The organism is Nocardia otitidiscaviarum, from assembly GCF_007362295.1.
Classification (GTDB): Bacteria; Actinomycetota; Actinomycetes; order Mycobacteriales; family Mycobacteriaceae; genus Nocardia; species Nocardia otitidiscaviarum.
The window spans coordinates 1,932,323-1,950,266 of record NZ_CP041695.1 but is presented as its reverse complement, the minus strand read 5'-3'; the positions used below and the strand labels follow the sequence as shown (position 1 = coordinate 1,950,266).

Below are 17,944 nucleotides of genomic sequence, written 5' to 3'. Positions count from 1 at the left end.
GCCACACGCGTGAATCCGGTTCTCAGCGCAGCATTTCCGCGACCAGGAAGGCCAGCTCCAGGGACTGCTGGGTGTTCAGGCGCGGATCACAGGCGGTCTCGTAGCGGTTCTCCAGATCCAGATCGGAGATGTCCTGCGCGCCACCGAGGCATTCGGTGACGTGTTCACCGGTGAGCTCGATGTGCAGGCCGCCCGGATGGGTGCCCAGCGCATGATGCACCTCGAAGAAGCCCTGCACCTCGTCGACGATGCGGTCGAAGTGGCGGGTCTTGTAGCCGTTGGACGCCTCGTGGGTGTTGCCGTGCATGGGGTCGCACTGCCAGATCACCTGGTGACCGGTGGCCTGCACCTTCTCGATGATGGCGGGCAGCACGTCGCGCACCTTGCCATTGCCCATGCGGGCGACCAGGGTGAGCCGACCGGGCTCGTTGTTGGGGTCCAGCCGCTCCACGTACTCCACCGCCATCTCGGGGGTGGTGCTCGGGCCGATCTTGAGGCCGATCGGGTTGCCGAGCAGCTCCGCGAAGGCGATGTGCGCGCCGTCGAGCTGGCGGGTGCGCTCCCCGATCCACAGGAAGTGCGCGGACAGGTCGTAGAGCACCGGCTCACCGGTGGTGGGGTGCTCGCTGAGCCGCAGCATGGCCCGCTCGTAGTCCAGCACCAGGGCCTCGTGCGAGGCGTAGAGGCGGGCGCTGGACAGGTTCGGGTCGTTCACCCGGCAGGCGTTCATGAACGCCAGAGCGCGGTCGATCTCGGTGGCCATCGCCTCGTAGCGGGCCCCGGCCGGGGACTGGGCCACGAATTCGCGGTTCCAGTCGTGCACCTTGTGCAGGTCGGCCATGCCGGCGGAGGTGAGCGCGCGCACCAGGTTCATGGCGGCGGAGGCGTTGGCGTAGGCGCGGACCAGTCGCGACGGATCGTGTTCGCGCACTGCGGGATCGGCGACCAGGGAGTTCACCATATCGCCGCGGTAGGACTTCAGCCCCAGCGCGTCCAGGTCGGCCGAGCGCGGCTTGGCGTACTGCCCGGCGATGCGGGCCACCTTCACCACGGGCAGGCTGGCGCCGTAGGTGAGCACCACCGCCATCTGGAGCAGGGTGCGGATATTGCCGCGGATATGCGGTTCGGTGTTGTCGGCGAAGGTCTCCGCGCAATCGCCGCCCTGCATGAGGAACGCCTCACCCCGGGCCACCTCGGCCAGGCGTAGCTTCAGCTCCTCCACCTCGGCGGGCACGCAGATGGGCGGCACGCTCTCCAGCACGGTGCGCATCTTGGCGGCCAGCTCCGGATCCCAGGACGGCTGCTGTAGCGCGGGCCGGGCGAGCGCGTCATCGAGCCGCCGACGCAGCTCGGCGGGCAACGGAGGCAACTCCGGCAAGCGATCGATCGGTACGTCGACGGTCCAGTTCACCCGTTCAGAATACGGACCCGCAATCGTCGTGTGGATTACACCCAGGGTGGAAATCGACCACACCGTGCCGAAGTGTTCCGACCGGTCGCCGGGAGCCGGCCGTTCCCGGATGCCAGCGACGCCGGGAGCAGGGCCTGCACATAGGGTGGTTCCCTGGGTATCCCGGCCGGGATGCCCACCACACGCGGGTCGACGGCGGGTGCCGACGACCACCGACCGAGGAGCTGGCCGAGACCTTGCGGTATTTTTATGACTGCGAATTCATTGAGGACGGGATCGTCATCGACCTCGTCTCAATCGCGGTGGTGTGCGAGGACGGTCGCGAGTATTACGCGGTATCAACCGAATTCGACGAATCCAAGGCCGGTCCGTTCGTGCGCCGCTACGTGCTCCCGCAGCTGCCGCCGCCCTCCTCCCCGCTGTGGCGCAGCCGCGAACGCATCCGCGACGACCTCTACAAATTCCTGGTGCCCCGCCCCGGTGTGGAACCCGAACTGTGGGCCTGGGTCGGCGCGTACGACCACGTCGCACTCTGCCAACTCTGGGGCTCCATGGTGGATCTGCCCAACGCGCTCCCCCGCTACACCAATGAACTGCGCCAGCACTGGGATCAGCACGGCCGCCCCGCGCTGCCGCCCGTCCCCAAGGACGCGCACGACGCCCTCGCCGACGCCCGGCACAACCTCGCCAAGTTCGAGGCCATCGAGGCGCACCGGCGGCTCGTCCGCCACACCGCCACCTCGGCGGGCTGAGAACCGGAAGCGACAGACGAGCCCCCGGGAAGACTCGGTCTTCCCGGGGGCTCGTCGTCGAATCGGCGGTCGATCCGGTGGTCAGCCCGCCATGGTCTGCGGGATGCGGTCGGCGTCCGGCCGCGAACCGGTGGGCACACCCTTCTTCAGGCTGGCGGCGTACACGTCCACGTATTCCTGCCCCGACATCCGCATGAGCTCGTACATGATCTCGTCGGTGACGGCGCGCTCCACGAAACGGTTGCCGCCCATGCCCTCGTAGCGGGAGAAGTCGATGGGCGCACCGAACTTCACGATGACCTTCTTCTTGCGCCAGCGGAACGGACCGGGTGGGCACACCTCGTCGGTGCCGATCAGGGCCACCGGGATCACCGGGACACCGGTCTCCAGGGCGAGGCGTGCCACCCCGGTCTTGCCTTTGTAGAGGCGGCCGTCCGGGGAGCGGGTGCCCTCCGGGTACAGGCCGACCAGGCGGCCCTCCGCCAGTAGCTTGCGGGCGGTGTTGAGGGCCGATTCGGCGGCGTCGGCACCGCTGCGGTCGATGGGGTACTGGCCGGTGCCGGAGAAGAAGAACTTCTGCAAACGGCCCTTGATGCCGGGGGTGGTGAAGTACTCGGCCTTGGCCAGATAGGTGATGCGTCGGGGGCTCATGAGCGGGGTGAACAGCCAGTCGGTGAACGACAGGTGGTTACCGGCCAGAATCGCCGCGCCCTTGGTCGGGATGTGCTCCACTCCCTCGACCTCGGGTCGGTTGACGAGATGCATGAGCGGTCCCACCAACACGAACTTCAGCAGCCAGTAGAACATCGCGTCCTTTCCCCTGATTTTCCTGATCGGGACCGGCCTCATTGCGGGCACCACCGTCAGCTGCCGACTCTACCGCCGAGACTCCGGCGTAACCAACCCCGGCGGCAGTTTTCACACGGTTGGCACACACCGAACCTGCTGGCAGCGGCCCGCGCTTCAAGGCCACCGTCGCGGCCGGGGCGAGACGCCGCGGCCCGCAACGCCTTCGGCATACCCCGCCGCGCCGACGGTATGCGTCCGACGGTAACGGTATGCGTCCGACACGGGCCAACCGCCCACTGGCGCGGCCCGGCCCGAGAACGCTGTCCTCCCCCGATAACCCTGCCCCGCGCCGCACGGACGCAGCCCATCCGGCGGACACAGCTGGGTACTGCGGACACGCCCCACTCCCGCGGACACCTCGGACAACGCCGACACGGCGCGCAGCGGGCCGTCGAGCACATGCCACACCCAGTCCGCGAGAACACAGCAATCCGGTCGCGAGAACACGGACCAGTCCTGCGTTGCACAGCGTGGTCCGGCGGGCACCGATCCGTCCGGGACGCGGTTCAGCAGGGCGGGTTGCCCGCCGACACCGCGTCCGGGTTCGCCACCAGGGCCGCGCGGGCGAGTTCGGCCGCGCCGATCATGCCCGCCGCCTCCCCGAGCTGCGCGGTGCGGATGCGGGCCAGCCGCCGGTGCTTCGCGCCGGTGATGGACTGGGCGTAGTGGTCGCGGGCATCGTCGAGGAACAGCGGGGCCGAGGTGCTCACGCCGCCCGCGATGACGATGAGGTCCGGGTCGAAGATATCGCTGACGGCGGCCAGTCCGAGGCCGAGCCAGCGCGCGAAGTCCGCCATCACGTCGAGGGCCACCGGATCGCCGTCCTGCGCCGCGCCCGCCACCCGGCGGCCGGTCAGCGAATCGGGATCGCGGTGCACCTCGCGGGCCAGCAGGGTGGAGCGCTGCGGATCGGTGGCCAGCAGCTCCAGCGCCGTATCGACCAGCGCGGTGCCGCTGCAATACCGTTCCCAGCAGCCACGTTTGCCGCAGGCGCAGGCGCGGCCGTTGGGCACCACCTGGATGTGGCCGAGTTCCGGTGCGACACCGTAGCTTCCGCGATACAGCTGGCCGCCGACCAGCAGCGCGGCTCCTATCCCGGTGCCGATCGCCACCAGCACCACATTGTGGCCGCCCGCGGCCGCGCCGAACCGGTATTCGGCCCACATGGCGGAATTGGCGTCGTGTTCCAGGATCACGGGCAGGCCGAGCCGTTCGGTGAGCCGGGTGGCGACGGGCGCGTCCTCCCACGGCAGATGCGGGGCGAACCGCACCGTGGCCCGATCCTCGTCCACGAATCCGGCCACCGCGAGCCCGACCGCGCCGATCCGATGGCGCGCACACAGTTCGCGCACCGCCCGCGCCAGCCCGTCCTCCAGCGCCCGCGCCGACTGCGGCGTCGGCGCGGTCACGGTATCCAGCACCTCGCCCGCGCCGTCCACCACGGACGCGCGAATATTCGTTCCGCCGACATCCACGCCGACGGTCAGCGGCTGCCCCATGGCGGCCGTCATGTTGTAGGGGGCTTGATGGTCACGGAGATAGGAACATAGCCGGACCGCGCCGCCCCTTCACGTCCGGTGCCCCGTACCCCGCGCCCCGCGCCCGCTCCACCGCGGCCCGCCGACGGCACACCGCTACCCGACTCCTGCCCGCGGCCCCCCGACACCTGCCCGCGGCTGCCCGACTCCGGCCCGCGCCCGACGCCTCCGCGCCCGGCGTCACCGGCGAATCGCCGTGCGTCCCGGCCGGTCTCACCGTGCGGGCCACCGGCCTGCCCGAAGATCGGGCCTGCCGCGCTTGCCGCCTGCTCCGCGCCGGTAGGCGAATGGCCCGGTCCGGGAGCCGCACTCGGATCACCCGGCTGCCACTGGACGCGCGGTGCGCCGGCGGCGGCGCTCCGGCCGCCGCCGTTGTCGTTCGGAGGACGTGGTGCCGACCTGTCGTCCCCGGCGGAACCGGATATCCCGACGGCGCCTGGCATCTCGAATCCGGCGGAAGAGACCGGCGGCGCAGCGTATCCCGTGCGTTGCGCCCCGAGGTCGGCCCCGCGTGAGCCGCCGGTGGCGGGTTCCGGACGCGTCGGCTCGGCGAACGGGCGTGCGGGTTCGGTCGACGAGCCCACATCGCCCGGCGATGCGGTCGGACCGCCGCCGCTCGGACCCGCGGCCGCCGTGAACCAGTCTGTGCGACTGGAGGTTGGGATCCGCTGCGCGGTCTCGTCGCGGGAATGCTGCCGATAGGTGGCCGACGGATCGGCGCCCGCGGCACCCCCGAATCCGGGCGCGTTGCCATACCCGCCCGAACCGGCGCTGGCGGTGGGACCGACCGGGTTCCCGCCGCTGCTCTCACCACCCGACGCGGCGTCACCACCCGACGCGGCGTCACCACCCGAGGCAGCACCGCCACCCGACGCAGCACCGCCACCCGACGCAGCACCACCACCCGACGCAGCACCACCACCCGACGCAGCACCACCACCCGACGCAGCACCACCACCCGACGCAGCACCACCACCCGACGCAGCACCACCACCCGACGCAGCATCACCACCGGACGCGGCGTCGCCGCGCGTCGAATCTCGGCCCGGCGAGCGGAGATTCGCGGCGACCGTGCTCCAGAAGCCGCCACGCGCTGGACCGGTCGCCGATCCAGCGCCGGTCACCGCCCCAGAGTCGGTCGCGCTGTCAGAACCCGTCGCGGCATCAGCGCCGGTCGCGGTATCACGACCGGCCGCCGCATCACGGCCAGCCGCCGCATCACGACCAGCCACCGCATCGGAGCGGCTCGCGGAATCCGGTTCCGGCACACCAGGGTCCGCGCCGGGAGCGCCGGCCATGTCCTCGGTCCAGGCCCCGGCGGCCGCGCCCGGATGACCCGTGTACCCCGCGCCACCCTTCGGCCCGGCACCGTGCTCGTTCCACGAATGCCGATGCGCCCCAGCATATTCGGGCGAATCCGGATCCACCTCGGGTGGAATGATCGGCTCCACCGGCACTCCCGCGAGGGCTTCGCGCAGCACCGTCACCAGGGCGGTGCCGTGGTCGGCGATGGCGGCCACCACATCGTGGTGTTCGCCGCGCAGCAGGGCCGCGGCGGCGCATACGGGGCACCAGGCGCAACTGGACCATTCGGCGCGGCCGTCGGCGGCGGTCTTACGGAGTACGGGTTCGACGCGCTCCAGGACGGCCTCGGCCAGCAGGCGGAGTTCGGCGGCGAATTCGGCGAGGTTCTCCTCGCTCGCGCCGTGGTGGTCACGGGTGTGCTGGTCGCTCATATCGGCCATACCTGAGGGTCGGGTCGGAATCGGACGATGAGGTGTTCGCCATCGAGTTCGGCGTTCTCGACCGTGCACCGCCGCAACACCGGGGCAAGGCGCAGGCGACGCCGGACCCCGTCCGCTCCCACGATCAAATCGTCCTCCACTCGTCCCAGGCGCAGGGTCGACGGATCGACCACCGGTAGGTGCATGCGCATCGCGTACACCGACCGCACGCCGGCCCCCGATTCCAGCCGCACCATGGGCTCGCCGGTGACAGCGGGCACACCGTCAACTTCCGATCCCAGCATAGGGACCGGTTCGGATCCGACCCAGCCGCCACTCGCATCGACATCGAAGGACATCGCCGACAGCGCCGAGAGACCCACCGGTTCGGCACCGGTGTGCCCCACCACCACGACCGGTGTCGGGGCCACGCGCCGCCGCAAGTCCGCGACCACCTCCAACTGTTCGGCACGGCGGTTGAAATACCACTGCACCGCCGGGTGTGCCGGACCGGCGGGCGAACCCGCATCGGGCAGCTCGCGGGTTTCGACGGGCGGCATGGGCGGCAGCACCTTGTTCACCAGGATCGCGTCCAGCCGCAGGCCGAGCAGCACCGCGGCCGAGCGCACCCGCGTCGATTCCGCCACCGCCACCCGCTCGGCGGCGGTCACCAGCCGCGCCCCGGTGCGGGTGCGATCGGCGAGCAGATCACGCACACCCGACACCGCGGCCGCGATCCGCTCCACCGTGGTGGCCAGCACCGCGCGTCGCAGATCCGCGCCGATGGCACTCAACGTCCGGGTGCGCGCGGGCCAGACCCGTTCCAGGTAGCCGAGCAGGGTGTCGGGTGCGGTGACGATGCGCAACATATCGGCCGACGGCGGGCAATCCACCACGACCACGTCCCAGTCCTCGTCCGCCACGAACTGCGCGATCTCCAGCAGCGCCAGCAGTTCCTGCACGCCGGGCAGTCCGGTCAGCTCGGCGGGGTCCAGCGCGCCGATGTCGATACCGTGATCGTGTCCCGCGCCGGACAGCATCCGCAGCACCTCACGGAACCGATCCTCCAGCAGCGCAAGGGAATCCACCTCGATCACATCGAGGCCCGGACGCACCGCCTGCACACCCGGCACCGTGCCGGGATCGTGCGCGATGCGCACCCCCAACGCGTCACCGAGCGAATGCGCCTGATCCAGGGAGGCGAGCAGCACGCGCTGCCCGGCCCGCGCGTACGCCATGGCGGTCGCGCAGGCCAGCGTCGTCTTGCCCACCCCGCCCTTGCCGACGAACAGTTCCACCCGGGTGGTTGATGGTTGCGGCCTGGTCCTGCTCGCGGTCAGCCTTCGACCCGTTTCTTGAGTTCCTTCAATGCCGTATCGGTGATGACCTTCTCGGCCTTGCGTTTGAACATGCCGATCATCGGGATGTTCAGGTCCACCGTCAGCTCGTACACCACCTGGGTACCGCCGTCGGGCAGATCTATCAGCTCGTAGCTGCCGTCCTGCGCTTTCTGCAGGTCACCGCTCACCAGCGTCCAGCTCACCGCCTTGCCGTCCGGCCGCCAGCGGTAGGCGAGGGTGTAGGTGTCCTTCACGACGCCCGCGTCCAGCACGAAGCGGGCGGTGCGGGCACGGCCGTCGGAGCCCTTCTCCAGGATGTCGACCGCGTGCGCCGCGGCCACCCATTCCGGATAGGACTCCAGGTCGGCGATGACGGCCATCACCCGATCCGACGGGGCGTCGATGACGATCGACCTCTGCGTCCGGTCGGCCATATCGGGCAACGCTTCCTTTCCAGCGACGACGGTGGTGGCGACGGTGCTCAGCGGGGCGCGGGAGCGACGCCGGCCGGTCGTCCGGCCTCCAGTCGCGCCTTGATCTCGAAGGCCATCCGTTTCCCGGCGACCCGGCGCGCCCGATTGCGGGCCATCAGATCACGCGCCGACAAGCCGTCCGCGCCCGGCGGTTCGGCGTGCAGGAAGTAGTGCAGGATGACGCCGTCGAGCATCTCCTCCAACCACACCTCCATGGTGCCGGTCAGCGGTCCCTTGACGGTCCAGCGAATCCCCTTCTCGCCCCGATCTTCTCGCACGTCGAGTGTGAGGTCGGGCCACCAGTGGCGCCAGCGGGCGCGATCGGCCAGCAGTTCGCCCACCGCCGCCCCGGGCGCGGCGACGAACGTCTGGTCGGCAACCTGGATACTGCTCACCCGGCTGAGCCTAGCGGACCGGGGATCAGTCGAGCGTCGGGCCGGGGCGGACAGGGTGCGGTGCGGGATCCAGCAGGTGGCGCAGGCGGGCGCCCATGGCGTCCCAGCGCCACTGGCGTTGCACCCAGGCGCGTCCGGCGGCGCCCATGGCGGCGGCGGCATCGCGGTCGGAGAGGATCTCGACGATGGCATCGGCGACGGCCATCGGGTCGCCGCCCTTGACGACCTTGCCGGTCTCGCCCTCCCGCACGGTTTCCGGCGCGCCGCCCGAATCGCCCGCCACCACCGGTACCCCGGACGCGGACGCCTCCAGGAAGACGATGCCCAGCCCTTCCACGTCCAGACCGAAACCGCGGGTGCGGCAGGGCATGGCGAAGACATCGCCGATGGTGTGGTGGGCGGCCAGTTCGGCCGCGGGCACGCGACCGGTGAAGACCACGTCGTCGGCCACGCCCATGGCCTGTGCGAGCGCCCGGAGCTTCTGCTCGTACGGCCCGCTGCCCGCGATGACCAGCACCGCGCCGTCGATCCGCTCCTTGATCCAGCGCATGGCCAGGATGAGTACGTCCTGACCCTTGCGCGGGACCAGCCGGGACAGGCACAGAATGGTCGGCCGGTCGCCCAGGCCGTAGCGGGCGCGCAGTTCGGCCCGTGCCGCCGGATCGGGTGCGAAGGTCTCCGAATCCACGGCGGGGGGCAGATACTCCAGCGCCGACTGCGCCCCGAAGGCCGCCGCGAACCGCCGCCGCGTGTATTTGCTGACGTAGGTCACCACATCGGTGTGATCGCCGATCACCCGCAGCGCCTGCCGCGAACCGGGCAGCATGGACCAGCCCACCTCGTGCCCGTGCGTCGAGGCGACGATGCGTTCGGCTCCCGACCGGCGCAACAGGGGCGAGAGCAGCGCCAGCGGCGCGGCCGCACCGAACCACACGCTGTCGCACTGCTCGTCGCGCAGCAGTTTGCGGGTGCGCCGCAGCACCAGCGGGGTGGGCAGCATGAGTGTGGTCGGGTGCCGCACCACCTGGAACGGCTGCTGCGCGTCGAATTTCCAGTGGCTGTCGCCCCGCCAGCGCGGCGCGTACACCACCAGTTCGTCCGCGGGCAACTGTAGGGCGAGCGCGTGCAGGTACGACTGGATGCCGCCCGGCCGCGGCGGGAAATCATTGGTAACCAGGAGAGTTCGCCCCATGCCCTCAAACTACTGCACCGGCCTCCGCCGCCCGGTCCGCGGCCGACTTCGCGCACCCGCTGTAGGGCGCCACGCCGCGTTCCCGCGCCGACATGCCGTAGATCGTCCCCGGGGCACCGTGTCGCGGACCCGGCCGCCCGGCCCGCAGCACGCGCACCGGCCGCGGTCGTATGCGCATATGCGCGCGCACCGCCGATGACGGGACCGGCCGCGCCGCATAGGCTGCCTGAGCATGAATTCACTTGCCGGACGACTGATGTCGATCGTGGCCGGGCAGCTCGGCCATCCCAGCGGCCCCCTCGGAAAAGTCGTGGCTCTCATGCTGAACCGCGGTAACCGGGCCGCGATCGCCGCGGCGGTCGAGGCCGCCGAGGTGGCGGCGGGCGAGGTCGCGGCCGATATCGGCTTCGGCGGCGGCGTCGGACTGCCGCTGCTGCTCGAGCGCGCCGGAGCCGACGGGGTGGTGTACGGCGTCGAGATCTCCACCGACATGCTGACACGCGCCACATCCCGCCATACCGCCGAGATCGGAGCCGGTCGGCTGCGCCTGCTCGCGGGCTCCCTGGACGACCTGCCCTTCGGCGCCGACAGCCTCGACGCCGCCATCACCGTCAACACTCTCTACTTCGTCGCGGACCTGGACCGCGCCTGCGCCGAACTGGCCCGGGTGCTGCGCCCGAAGGGCCGCCTGGTCATCGGCGTCGGCGACCCGGACGCCATGGCGAAGATGCCCTTCACGCCGTACGGATTCCGACTGCGTCCCGTGGCGGATATCCAGGCCGCGCTGGGACGAGCGGGATTCGACGTCGAGGACAAACCACTCCCGGGCGGTCCGGTGCCGTTCCATCTCCTGGTGGCACGGCAGCACGTGTGAGCGCGCGGCATCGAGCGGTGCCTACCGCGACACACCACGCCGCACACGGTCAGGCGCGCGTCACCGAACGCGAAGGACGCTGCTCCCAGCGCGCGCACAGCGCGGCTGCCCAGCGGATGCCCTCGCGCTGCGGTAGCCGAGCGTCCGTGCGCGCCCGGTCCGTCCACCCGCGGCTATACCCGCCGCCAGACGCTCGGGACGTTCGTGCGCAGCACTCCCGTCGGCTACGCCCCCGCCGCCGTCCGGGTGACGATCCACGATCGCCAGCGGGCGAGGAAACCCTCGCGAGGGGTCCCCAGAGTGTCGCGCAGGATGTCGTCCACGGCCGCGACGTTCTTGGGACCCGTCGCGAGGGAGCGATACAGGTTCACCAGTGTGGAATCGCCGAATTCGTCGGCGATGAAAGCGCAGGCGGACCACGCCTGTTCGTAGGCCGACGCGGCCTGTCCGCTGCTCGGTGCGAAGACCGCGTCCGCCGGCAGGTCGCGCGGCAGTTCCCCGGCACGGGCCCGCGCGGCCAGGGTGGGCGCGATCTCGGCGGCGGTCCGGTTTCCGCCACGATGTGCCGCGTATTCGGCGAAACCCTCGAGCATCCACTGTGGTGACCCGTCCACGGTTACCGCGCGCGTGGCGATATGGGTGAGTTCGTGCCGCAGCACCGAGCGCAGCCCGTCGGGGCCGAGGCGATCCCCGGATTCCGGGCCGAACACCACCCGCTGCCCGGTGGGTCGGCTCCCGGGCCGGAACGGATCGGCGACGGTCACCGCGGCCACCTCGGCGGGCACCTCGCCCACGGTGTTCGTGAGTCCGGCGAATTCCGATGGGCTGGTGGCGATCACCACCACGGGAGCGCGTGACCAGTCGGTTCCCCAGAGCGCGGTCACGGCCGCGGTGGCGTCGTCGAGTTCGGCGGCCAGGATGTCGATGGCATCCCGCTGCGCCGGATGTCCGAGCACGATCCCGGCCTGCCCGTCCCGGAGCGCGACGGTCTCGCTGACCACCTCACCGTAGGACGCCATCGTCCGCCGCACCCGCTCCAACTGCGGATCGGCGACCACACTCGACTGCGGCGTCGCCGCGGGCGGCGTACCCGCCCGCAGTTTCGGCACCACCGTCGTAGGCAGCAGCAGCAACGCACCACAGGTCCCGGTCAGCGTCATCACCATGACGAGCGTGACCACGAACTGGAACCGCCGCCGCGTACCCAGCCACCCCCGCAACCCCCGCAGCGCGCTCATGCTGCGCTCTTTCCCATATGAGCGTGGCGCTCCGCGGTAACACACCGCTGCCCCCTCCACACCTGAACGCCCATGCCCGCCTCGTATCAGTAGCGTCGCGCCGAATGGAAGGGTGTGGAGCCCATCGGGGCGACCGCTACCGGCACGCCGAAGGTGGAGGCGTGCAGCATCAGACCGTTGCCCGCGTAGATGCCCACATGTGACACCTCAGGGTAGAAGAACACCACGTCCCCGGGCTGCAGATCGGCCTGCGCCACCGGCGTGCCGAACTGCGACTGCTGCTGGCTGGTGCGCGGCACGTTCTTGCCGACCTGTTTGAACGCCCACTGCACCAGGCCGGAGCAGTCGAACTGGTCGGGTCCGACCGCACCCCAGACATAGGGCGCGCCGACCCGGGTGAGTCCGGCGGCCAGCGCACTGGTGCCGCTGCCGGGTACCAGTCCGCGCAGCAGGGTGTCGCGGTCGAAGCCGGGCGGGAACATGGATCCGGCGAGGGCGGACTTGTCGCTGGCCGACAGCTGCCCCCAGGCGGCGATGACCTGTGCGATGGATCCCTGGAGTTCGGAACGCTTGTGCTCGAGGTCGGCGCGCACGGCGTCGGCCTGGGCGCGCGCGGCATTGGCGGCGTCGGCGGCGGCGCGGGCGGCGGATTCGGCGGCGGCGGCCGCGTCGCTGACCTTCTTGTACTCGCTCAGCTGTGCGTCGGTACGGCTGCCGACCAGTGCCAGCGTGGACATCTGGTCGAGGAGTTGCTGCGGTGAACTACTGGCCAGCAGCGCGGTGAGCTGGTTGTTGCGGCCGCCGGTGTAGGCGGCGGCCGCCGCGCGGTCGATGACCGGCCGGTACTTCTCGATTTCGGCGCGGGCGTCGCCGAGGACCCGGGCGGCTTCGGCGGCCGTGGCATCGGCGGCCTCGGCGGCGGCGACCTTGGCGTCGAGGTCGGCCTGGGCGTTGAGCGCGGCCTGATTGAGCTGTTCGGACTGCCGGGACAGATCCACCAGGGTGGTGACGGCCTCACCGGCGGTGGCGGGGGTGGTGACCGGGTCGGCGGTGGCCGGGCCGCCTCCGTAACCGGCGACGACCAGGACGCCGACCGTCAGAGCCCCGCCCACGAGTCGTTTGGTTCGCTGTATCCGCTGCTGCGCTGCCACCGTCGGCGTGTCCCCGTCTCTTACCCCGAGTTGGAAAGAAAGGTCTCGATAAGGTTACGAAACGGCGGCCGTGCGTGTCCAGTAGGACACGAAAGGGTCACGGCCGCCGTGGATTTCGCAGCTCAGACGCGACGGGCTCCGGTGAACGGCATCGAGGAGATGGGGGCCACCTTCACCGGCTGGCCGGAGGTCGAGGCGTGCACGACCTCACCGTTGCCGACGTAGATGCCGGAGTGGCCGCCGCCGTAGAACGACACGATGTCGCCGGGCTGCAGCGCGTCGTAGGAGACCGGGGTGCCGGCGTTGAGCTGTGCGTAGCTGGTGCGCGGCAGGTCCACACCGGCCTGGGCGTAGGACCACTTCACCAGACCCGAGCAGTCGAAGGCGTTCGGGCCCGCGGCGCCGTACACGTACGGGGAGCCGACCTTGCTCAGCGCGGCGTCGACGGCGAGTTCGCCCGCGGTCTTCTGCGGGGCGACGAACGGGGCGGGCGGGGGCGGCACCTCGACACCCGGAATCGGCGGGATCACGACCGGAACGGACTCCGGCACACCCGGAATGCCCGCGGGCAGCTGAACCTGATCGGGGACGTCGAAGGTGCCGACGCCGGGGATGGTCACCGGCTGCGCCGATGCGGGGGCGGCGGGCAGCAGCAGCGCGCTCAGCGTGGCAGCGCCGACGGCGCCGGCCGCGACGGCTCGCTGCGCACTGCGCTGCACGCCCCGGGCCTGTCGCTTGACGGTGTTGGTCGCCATGGTGAGGTACTTCCAATCTGCCCCGCGACGCCGCACCGGTTTGGTGGGTCGGACTCCGCGAGGTCTCAGGAAGATTACGAGCCGATAACGGTGGTTTGTAAACCCGAAGTCGTACCCGGACTACGCCAAATTGTTGACCACCCCTATTTCGGTGCGACAAAAGTCACAGCAATCACGAAACAATAACGACGGCCGTTTCGCCGGGAGCGTCGCGACGGCTACCGAGCGGTAGCGCGCGCTCATCCATAGCGCGCTCTATCTCGGCTATTACCGAATATCCCCTGCTCAGGCACATAGTCATTGATCAGGACACGCCCGACCCCGCGACCCGCCGCGCCGACATGCCCGGCAACCCGCCCGTACGCGCCGGGCGACCCACCGGACCGTCCGGTCACCCCGCCCGCATTGATCGACAATGCGAATAACTGTGACCCTGGTCACAAAGAGGCATACTTTCGCAATTCGGGTCATTCATCTCGAGAATCTCGGTCAGATAAACGGACATTTCCGTCGTGAAAACATGTCGGACCCCCGGCCTACGCTTGCTGGCCGTGCCCGAGCAGCTCGCCTTCGACGACCTCGACACTCCGCTCTACGCCACGACTTTCGTGGTCGTGGACCTGGAGACCACCGGAACCAGCCCCGAGGGCGACGCCATCACCGAGATCGGCGCGGTGAAGGTGCGCGGTGGCGAGGTACTGGGCGAGTTCGCCACCCTGGTGAACCCGGGGCGGTCGATTCCACCGCAGATCGTGCAGGTCACCGGCATCACCACGGCCATGGTCTACGACGCGCCCCGGATCGACGCGGTCCTGCCCGGCTTCCTGGAGTTCGCCGCGGGTGCGGTGCTGGTGGCCCACAACGCACGCTTCGATCTCGGTTTCCTGAAGGCGGCGGCATTGCGCTGTGAGCTGGCCTGGCCCGCGTTCCAGGTGGTGTGCACGGTACAACTGGCACGGCGCATCCTGGGCCGTGACGAGGCCCCCTCGGTGAAGTTATCGGTACTGGCGCAGCTGCTGGGCGCGGAGACGACGCCCACGCACCGCGCACTCGACGATGCCCGCGCCACCGTGGACGTACTGCACGCGCTCATCGGTCGGGTCGGGAATCTGGGCGTGCACAGCCTCACCGAACTCGTCGACTATCTGCCGGAGGTCACGCGACAGCAGCGCGCCAAACGCGTGCTGGCGGTGGATCTTCCGACCGCGCCCGGGGTGTATCTGTTCCGCGGTCCCTCCGACGAGGTCCTCTATATAGGGACGGCGGTCGATCTGCGCCGCCGGGTACGCGGCTACTTCACCGATTCGGAGACCCGACCGCGCATGCGGGAGATGGTGCGGCTGGCCACCCGGGTCGACCACGTGGTGTGCGCGCACGGGCTCGAGGCCGGGGTGCGGGAGCTGCGGCTGCTCATGGCGCACGCGCCGCCGTACAACCGCCGGTCGAAGTTCCCGCAGCGGGCGTGGTGGCTCACGCTCACCGAGGAGCCGTTCCCCCGGTTCGCGGTCTCGCGGACGCCGACGCGATACAGCCTGGGGCCCTTCAGATCTCGGACGGACGCAGCGGAGGTGGGGGTGACGATCGCCGAGTACACCGGCCTGCGCACCTGCACCGTCCGCATCCCGCGCGACGGCCGCCATGAGTGCCCGCCCGCCGTGGTCGGCGGTTGCCCGGCGAGCGCCCGAAACGCACCCCTATATATAAAGGAGTACAACCGCGCTCCCGAAGCGGTCCGCGCACTGTTCACCGGCCGCTCCGACGAACCACTGCACGCCATTCACGCACGCATCGAAACCTATTCCGACGCAGAGACTTTCGAATCCGCCGCCCGCCTCCGCGACCGCCTGGCCACCGTCCTGCGCGCACTGCGCCGCACCCAGCGCCTGGCCGCCCTGGCCCGCATCCCCGAACTGATCGCCGCCCGCCCCGACGGCGCGGGCGGCTGGGAGTTCGCCGTCATCCGCCACGCCCGCCTGGCCGCCGCCGGAACCGCAGCCCGCGGCGTACCCCCCATGCCGGTCGTCGACCACCTGGTCGCCGCCGCCGAAACCGTCATCCCCACCCGCCTCCACGACAGCACTCCCCCCGACACGACCGCACCCGATCCGACGCTGCCGCCCGGCACGCCCGGCAAAACCCCGAAACCCGCACTCGGCACACCCGACCCAACCCCGGGCTACACACTCACCACGCCCGACCGCACCTCGGGACACGCACTCACCACACCCGACCAGACCGCAGGCCACGCACCCGGCACACCCGACCCCATCCCGGGCTGCACACTCACCACGCCCGGCCACACCTCTGGATACACACCACCCAGCACACCCGACCGCATGCCCGCGGGGGACATACTCGACGACGGCCCGTATCCCCCACTGCGCGGCGCACTTCCGGAGGAGGCCGCCCTCCTCGCCCGCTGGCTGGAACAACCTGGCACCCGCATCGTCCGCACCTCCGACGGCTACGGCGAACCCCGCCTCGGCGCAGGCGCATGGACGAGCTGGCTCGACCGTGCCGACGCGGCGGCCCGCGGTGAACAGCCCATCGACGACCCAGGGTGACATGCGCCTCGCGGCTCCTCCGCCCGGCACATCGCCGCCCGCACCAGCCGCCATGCCGGACCCGCCGAGGAGATGCGCACGCGCGAATGCCGTGACAGGCAGCACCCCCACCCCACCACAGTCCGCCAACAAGCGCCTCCGCCCCACTACAGCGACGCTCCAGGCGATCATGGACTCGCCCCGCCTACGCCCACTCCGCCCCACACCGACCACCCGCCCCCGCAGCCATCGCGAGGGGGAACTGGTGGCGGCGTCCTCTCGGCCGTTGCCGCCACCAGTTCCCCCTCGCGACGCGCGTTTGAGCGCGAGGCTCCAGGGCCGCGGCGTCGACGACGCGCATGACCGCGTCGGAGCCGCACTCGAAACCGCACCGATGACCGTGCCGCTGTCCACTGCGAATCTCGGCTCGCCCCGCCGGTACTCACCCCATCCGTCGCATGGTCAGGTCGGCGAAGTTCTGGACCATGTCGCAGCTGGCGCGGGGGTGGGTGACGACGCCGCGGTAGGACCACTCGAAGAAGTCGTCGCCGAGTTGTACGGCGAGCACGCAGACTTCCCGGGTCGGGCCGTCGGGGCTGTGGGAGAGGAAGCCGGGGTGGTCCGCCAGGGTGAGGGAGCGGATGTCGCGGCCCCACAGGGCTTCCCAGGCGCGTTCGCGGTCGATGGGGCTGCCGCGATAGGACGTGAAGGTCACATCGGTGTGCTGTGCGGTATGAAACCAGCGGCAGGTGACGGAGTTGCGGAAGATGTCGGAGGGCTCGGAAAGACCGGTGGTGGAACGTATCTCGGCATCCGTCACGTGACCGCACTCGCCGGTGAACGGACCCGGCGCCGCCACCCGCGCCGGCGGCCGGTCACCCGTCTCCTCCCGCCCGGCCTCCGACCCACAGGCACCGGCCAGCAGCGCGCACGCTCCGACCAGGAATCCGGCAACCCCCCGCATACCCTGCAATGCTACCGACCCCCCGGCCGCCTCGCGGGCAACGGACCCCGACCACCCCGCGAAACAACCGGCCCCTGGCCACGCCGCAAGCAATGGCCTCATCGACCGCCCCGCGAACAACCAACCCGCTTGACCATCCTACGAACGACGGACCGCAGCCCCCGCGAGCGGCCACGCCTGACCACTCCGTCGGCTACCGACGCACCGAACCGCCCACGACGACGCGCGGTTCGGCGCCCCGCGCCTGGACGCCCGCCCCGCCCGCGCCCGGCCGCAGCGGTGGGCGGGCGCGATCCAATACAGTGGCGTCATGATTACCGCGATCGTGCTCATCCACGCCGAGGCCGCCCGCATTCCCGAGACCGCGCAGGCGCTGGCCGATATCGACGGCGTGACCGAGGTGTATTCGTGCGCGGGCGATGTGGACCTGATCGCGATCGTGCGGGTGCGCGATCATGAGCAGATCGCCGAGGTGGTGACCGGCAGGATCAACAAGACGGCGGGTGTGCTGCGCACCGTCACCAATATCGCCTTCAAGTCCTATGCGCGCGCCGATGTGGAGGCGGGATTCTCCATCGGCGAGTAGTGCCGCGCGAACTCAGCCGCGTAGTCGGGTCCCCACCGTGGTGAGCGCGGCGAGCGCCATCGGGGCGGCCACGATGAAGACGGCCGCGAACAGCCCGGATTTGGCCAGAGCGTCGCGCATGCTGAACTCCTCACTCGAGCCGCGGTGCATCCGCGTCGG

Annotated in this window: 16 protein-coding genes; 4 read left to right on the top strand and 12 right to left on the bottom strand. The window is 70.6% G+C overall.

The annotated features are described in order from the left end of the window. Positions 1-22: 22 nt before the first annotated feature. Positions 23-1,411: a class II 3-deoxy-7-phosphoheptulonate synthase gene (locus tag FOH10_RS08310; protein ID WP_039812276.1), complete on the bottom strand. Its 1,389-nt coding sequence runs from the start codon at positions 1,409-1,411 to the stop codon at positions 23-25. Positions 1,412-1,647: 236 nt separating this feature from the next. Between FOH10_RS08310 and FOH10_RS08305 the strand changes: the two genes are divergently transcribed. After that, positions 1,648-2,163: a polyadenylate-specific 3'-exoribonuclease AS gene (locus FOH10_RS08305; protein WP_039812274.1), complete on the top strand. Its 516-nt coding sequence runs from the start codon at positions 1,648-1,650 to the stop codon at positions 2,161-2,163. An 81-nt stretch (positions 2,164-2,244) separates the two neighbouring features. On the opposite strand, the gene FOH10_RS08300 is transcribed toward FOH10_RS08305, so the two are convergent. The 7 genes from FOH10_RS08300 to FOH10_RS08270 form a co-directional block, all read right to left on the bottom strand. Then, positions 2,245-2,970 carry a lysophospholipid acyltransferase family protein gene (locus FOH10_RS08300; RefSeq protein WP_029929345.1) on the bottom strand — a complete coding sequence of 242 codons (726 nt, stop codon included), beginning with the start codon at positions 2,968-2,970 and terminating at the stop codon, positions 2,245-2,247. Positions 2,971-3,518: 548 nt separating this feature from the next. Continuing rightward, on the bottom strand, positions 3,519-4,523 hold the full coding sequence (locus tag FOH10_RS08295) for an ROK family glucokinase (RefSeq protein ID WP_039812271.1): 1,005 nt from the start codon (positions 4,521-4,523) through the stop codon (positions 3,519-3,521). Next, positions 4,520-6,286 carry a hypothetical protein gene (locus FOH10_RS34745; protein ID WP_186000761.1) on the bottom strand — a complete coding sequence of 589 codons (1,767 nt, stop codon included), beginning with the start codon at positions 6,284-6,286 and terminating at the stop codon, positions 4,520-4,522. Before FOH10_RS34745 ends, FOH10_RS08295 begins: the two co-directional genes overlap by 4 nt. Beyond that, complete coding sequence (locus FOH10_RS08285) at positions 6,283-7,572, bottom strand: ArsA family ATPase (protein WP_308212883.1); 1,290 nt, start codon at positions 7,570-7,572, stop codon at positions 6,283-6,285. Before FOH10_RS08285 ends, FOH10_RS34745 begins: the two co-directional genes overlap by 4 nt. 38 nt (positions 7,573-7,610) lie before the next feature. Then, positions 7,611-8,048: an SRPBCC family protein gene (locus FOH10_RS08280; RefSeq protein WP_029929352.1), complete on the bottom strand. Its 438-nt coding sequence runs from the start codon at positions 8,046-8,048 to the stop codon at positions 7,611-7,613. A gap of 47 nt (positions 8,049-8,095) precedes the next feature. Next, positions 8,096-8,482 carry a hypothetical protein gene (locus tag FOH10_RS08275; protein ID WP_039812266.1) on the bottom strand — a complete coding sequence of 129 codons (387 nt, stop codon included), beginning with the start codon at positions 8,480-8,482 and terminating at the stop codon, positions 8,096-8,098. A 25-nt stretch (positions 8,483-8,507) separates the two neighbouring features. After that, positions 8,508-9,674, bottom strand: coding sequence for a glycosyltransferase family 4 protein (locus FOH10_RS08270; protein WP_143980290.1), 1,167 nt, complete (start codon positions 9,672-9,674; stop codon positions 8,508-8,510). Positions 9,675-9,906: 232 nt separating this feature from the next. On the opposite strand from FOH10_RS08270, the gene FOH10_RS08265 reads away from it, so the two are divergent. Then, complete coding sequence (locus FOH10_RS08265) at positions 9,907-10,548, top strand: methyltransferase domain-containing protein (protein ID WP_143980289.1); 642 nt, start codon at positions 9,907-9,909, stop codon at positions 10,546-10,548. A gap of 224 nt (positions 10,549-10,772) precedes the next feature. Here FOH10_RS08265 and FOH10_RS08260 read toward each other — a convergent pair whose 3' ends face one another. The 3 genes from FOH10_RS08260 to FOH10_RS08250 form a co-directional block, all read right to left on the bottom strand. Beyond that, the gene (locus tag FOH10_RS08260; protein ID WP_143980288.1) at positions 10,773-11,786 is read right to left on the bottom strand and encodes a peptidase MA family metallohydrolase; all 1,014 of its coding nucleotides are present in this window, start codon (positions 11,784-11,786) and stop codon (positions 10,773-10,775) included. Between the two features lie 86 nt (positions 11,787-11,872). Continuing rightward, positions 11,873-12,898: an NlpC/P60 family protein gene (locus tag FOH10_RS08255; RefSeq protein WP_143980287.1), complete on the bottom strand. Its 1,026-nt coding sequence runs from the start codon at positions 12,896-12,898 to the stop codon at positions 11,873-11,875. A 161-nt stretch (positions 12,899-13,059) separates the two neighbouring features. After that, a complete protein-coding gene (locus FOH10_RS08250; protein ID WP_143980286.1) occupies positions 13,060-13,692 on the bottom strand; it encodes a C40 family peptidase in 633 nt (210 codons plus the stop codon). 545 nt (positions 13,693-14,237) lie between these two features. Here FOH10_RS08250 and FOH10_RS08245 point away from each other — a divergent pair. Continuing rightward, entirely contained in the window at positions 14,238-16,256 is a 2,019-nt protein-coding gene (locus FOH10_RS08245) for a DEDD exonuclease domain-containing protein (protein WP_143983936.1), read from the top strand. A gap of 421 nt (positions 16,257-16,677) precedes the next feature. Here FOH10_RS08245 and FOH10_RS08240 read toward each other — a convergent pair whose 3' ends face one another. Continuing rightward, positions 16,678-17,199: a DUF3558 domain-containing protein gene (locus FOH10_RS08240; RefSeq protein WP_143980285.1), complete on the bottom strand. Its 522-nt coding sequence runs from the start codon at positions 17,197-17,199 to the stop codon at positions 16,678-16,680. A gap of 310 nt (positions 17,200-17,509) precedes the next feature. On the opposite strand from FOH10_RS08240, the gene FOH10_RS08235 reads away from it, so the two are divergent. Then, entirely contained in the window at positions 17,510-17,785 is a 276-nt protein-coding gene (locus tag FOH10_RS08235) for an Lrp/AsnC family transcriptional regulator (RefSeq protein WP_029929370.1), read from the top strand. The last annotated feature ends 159 nt before the right edge of the window (positions 17,786-17,944 follow it).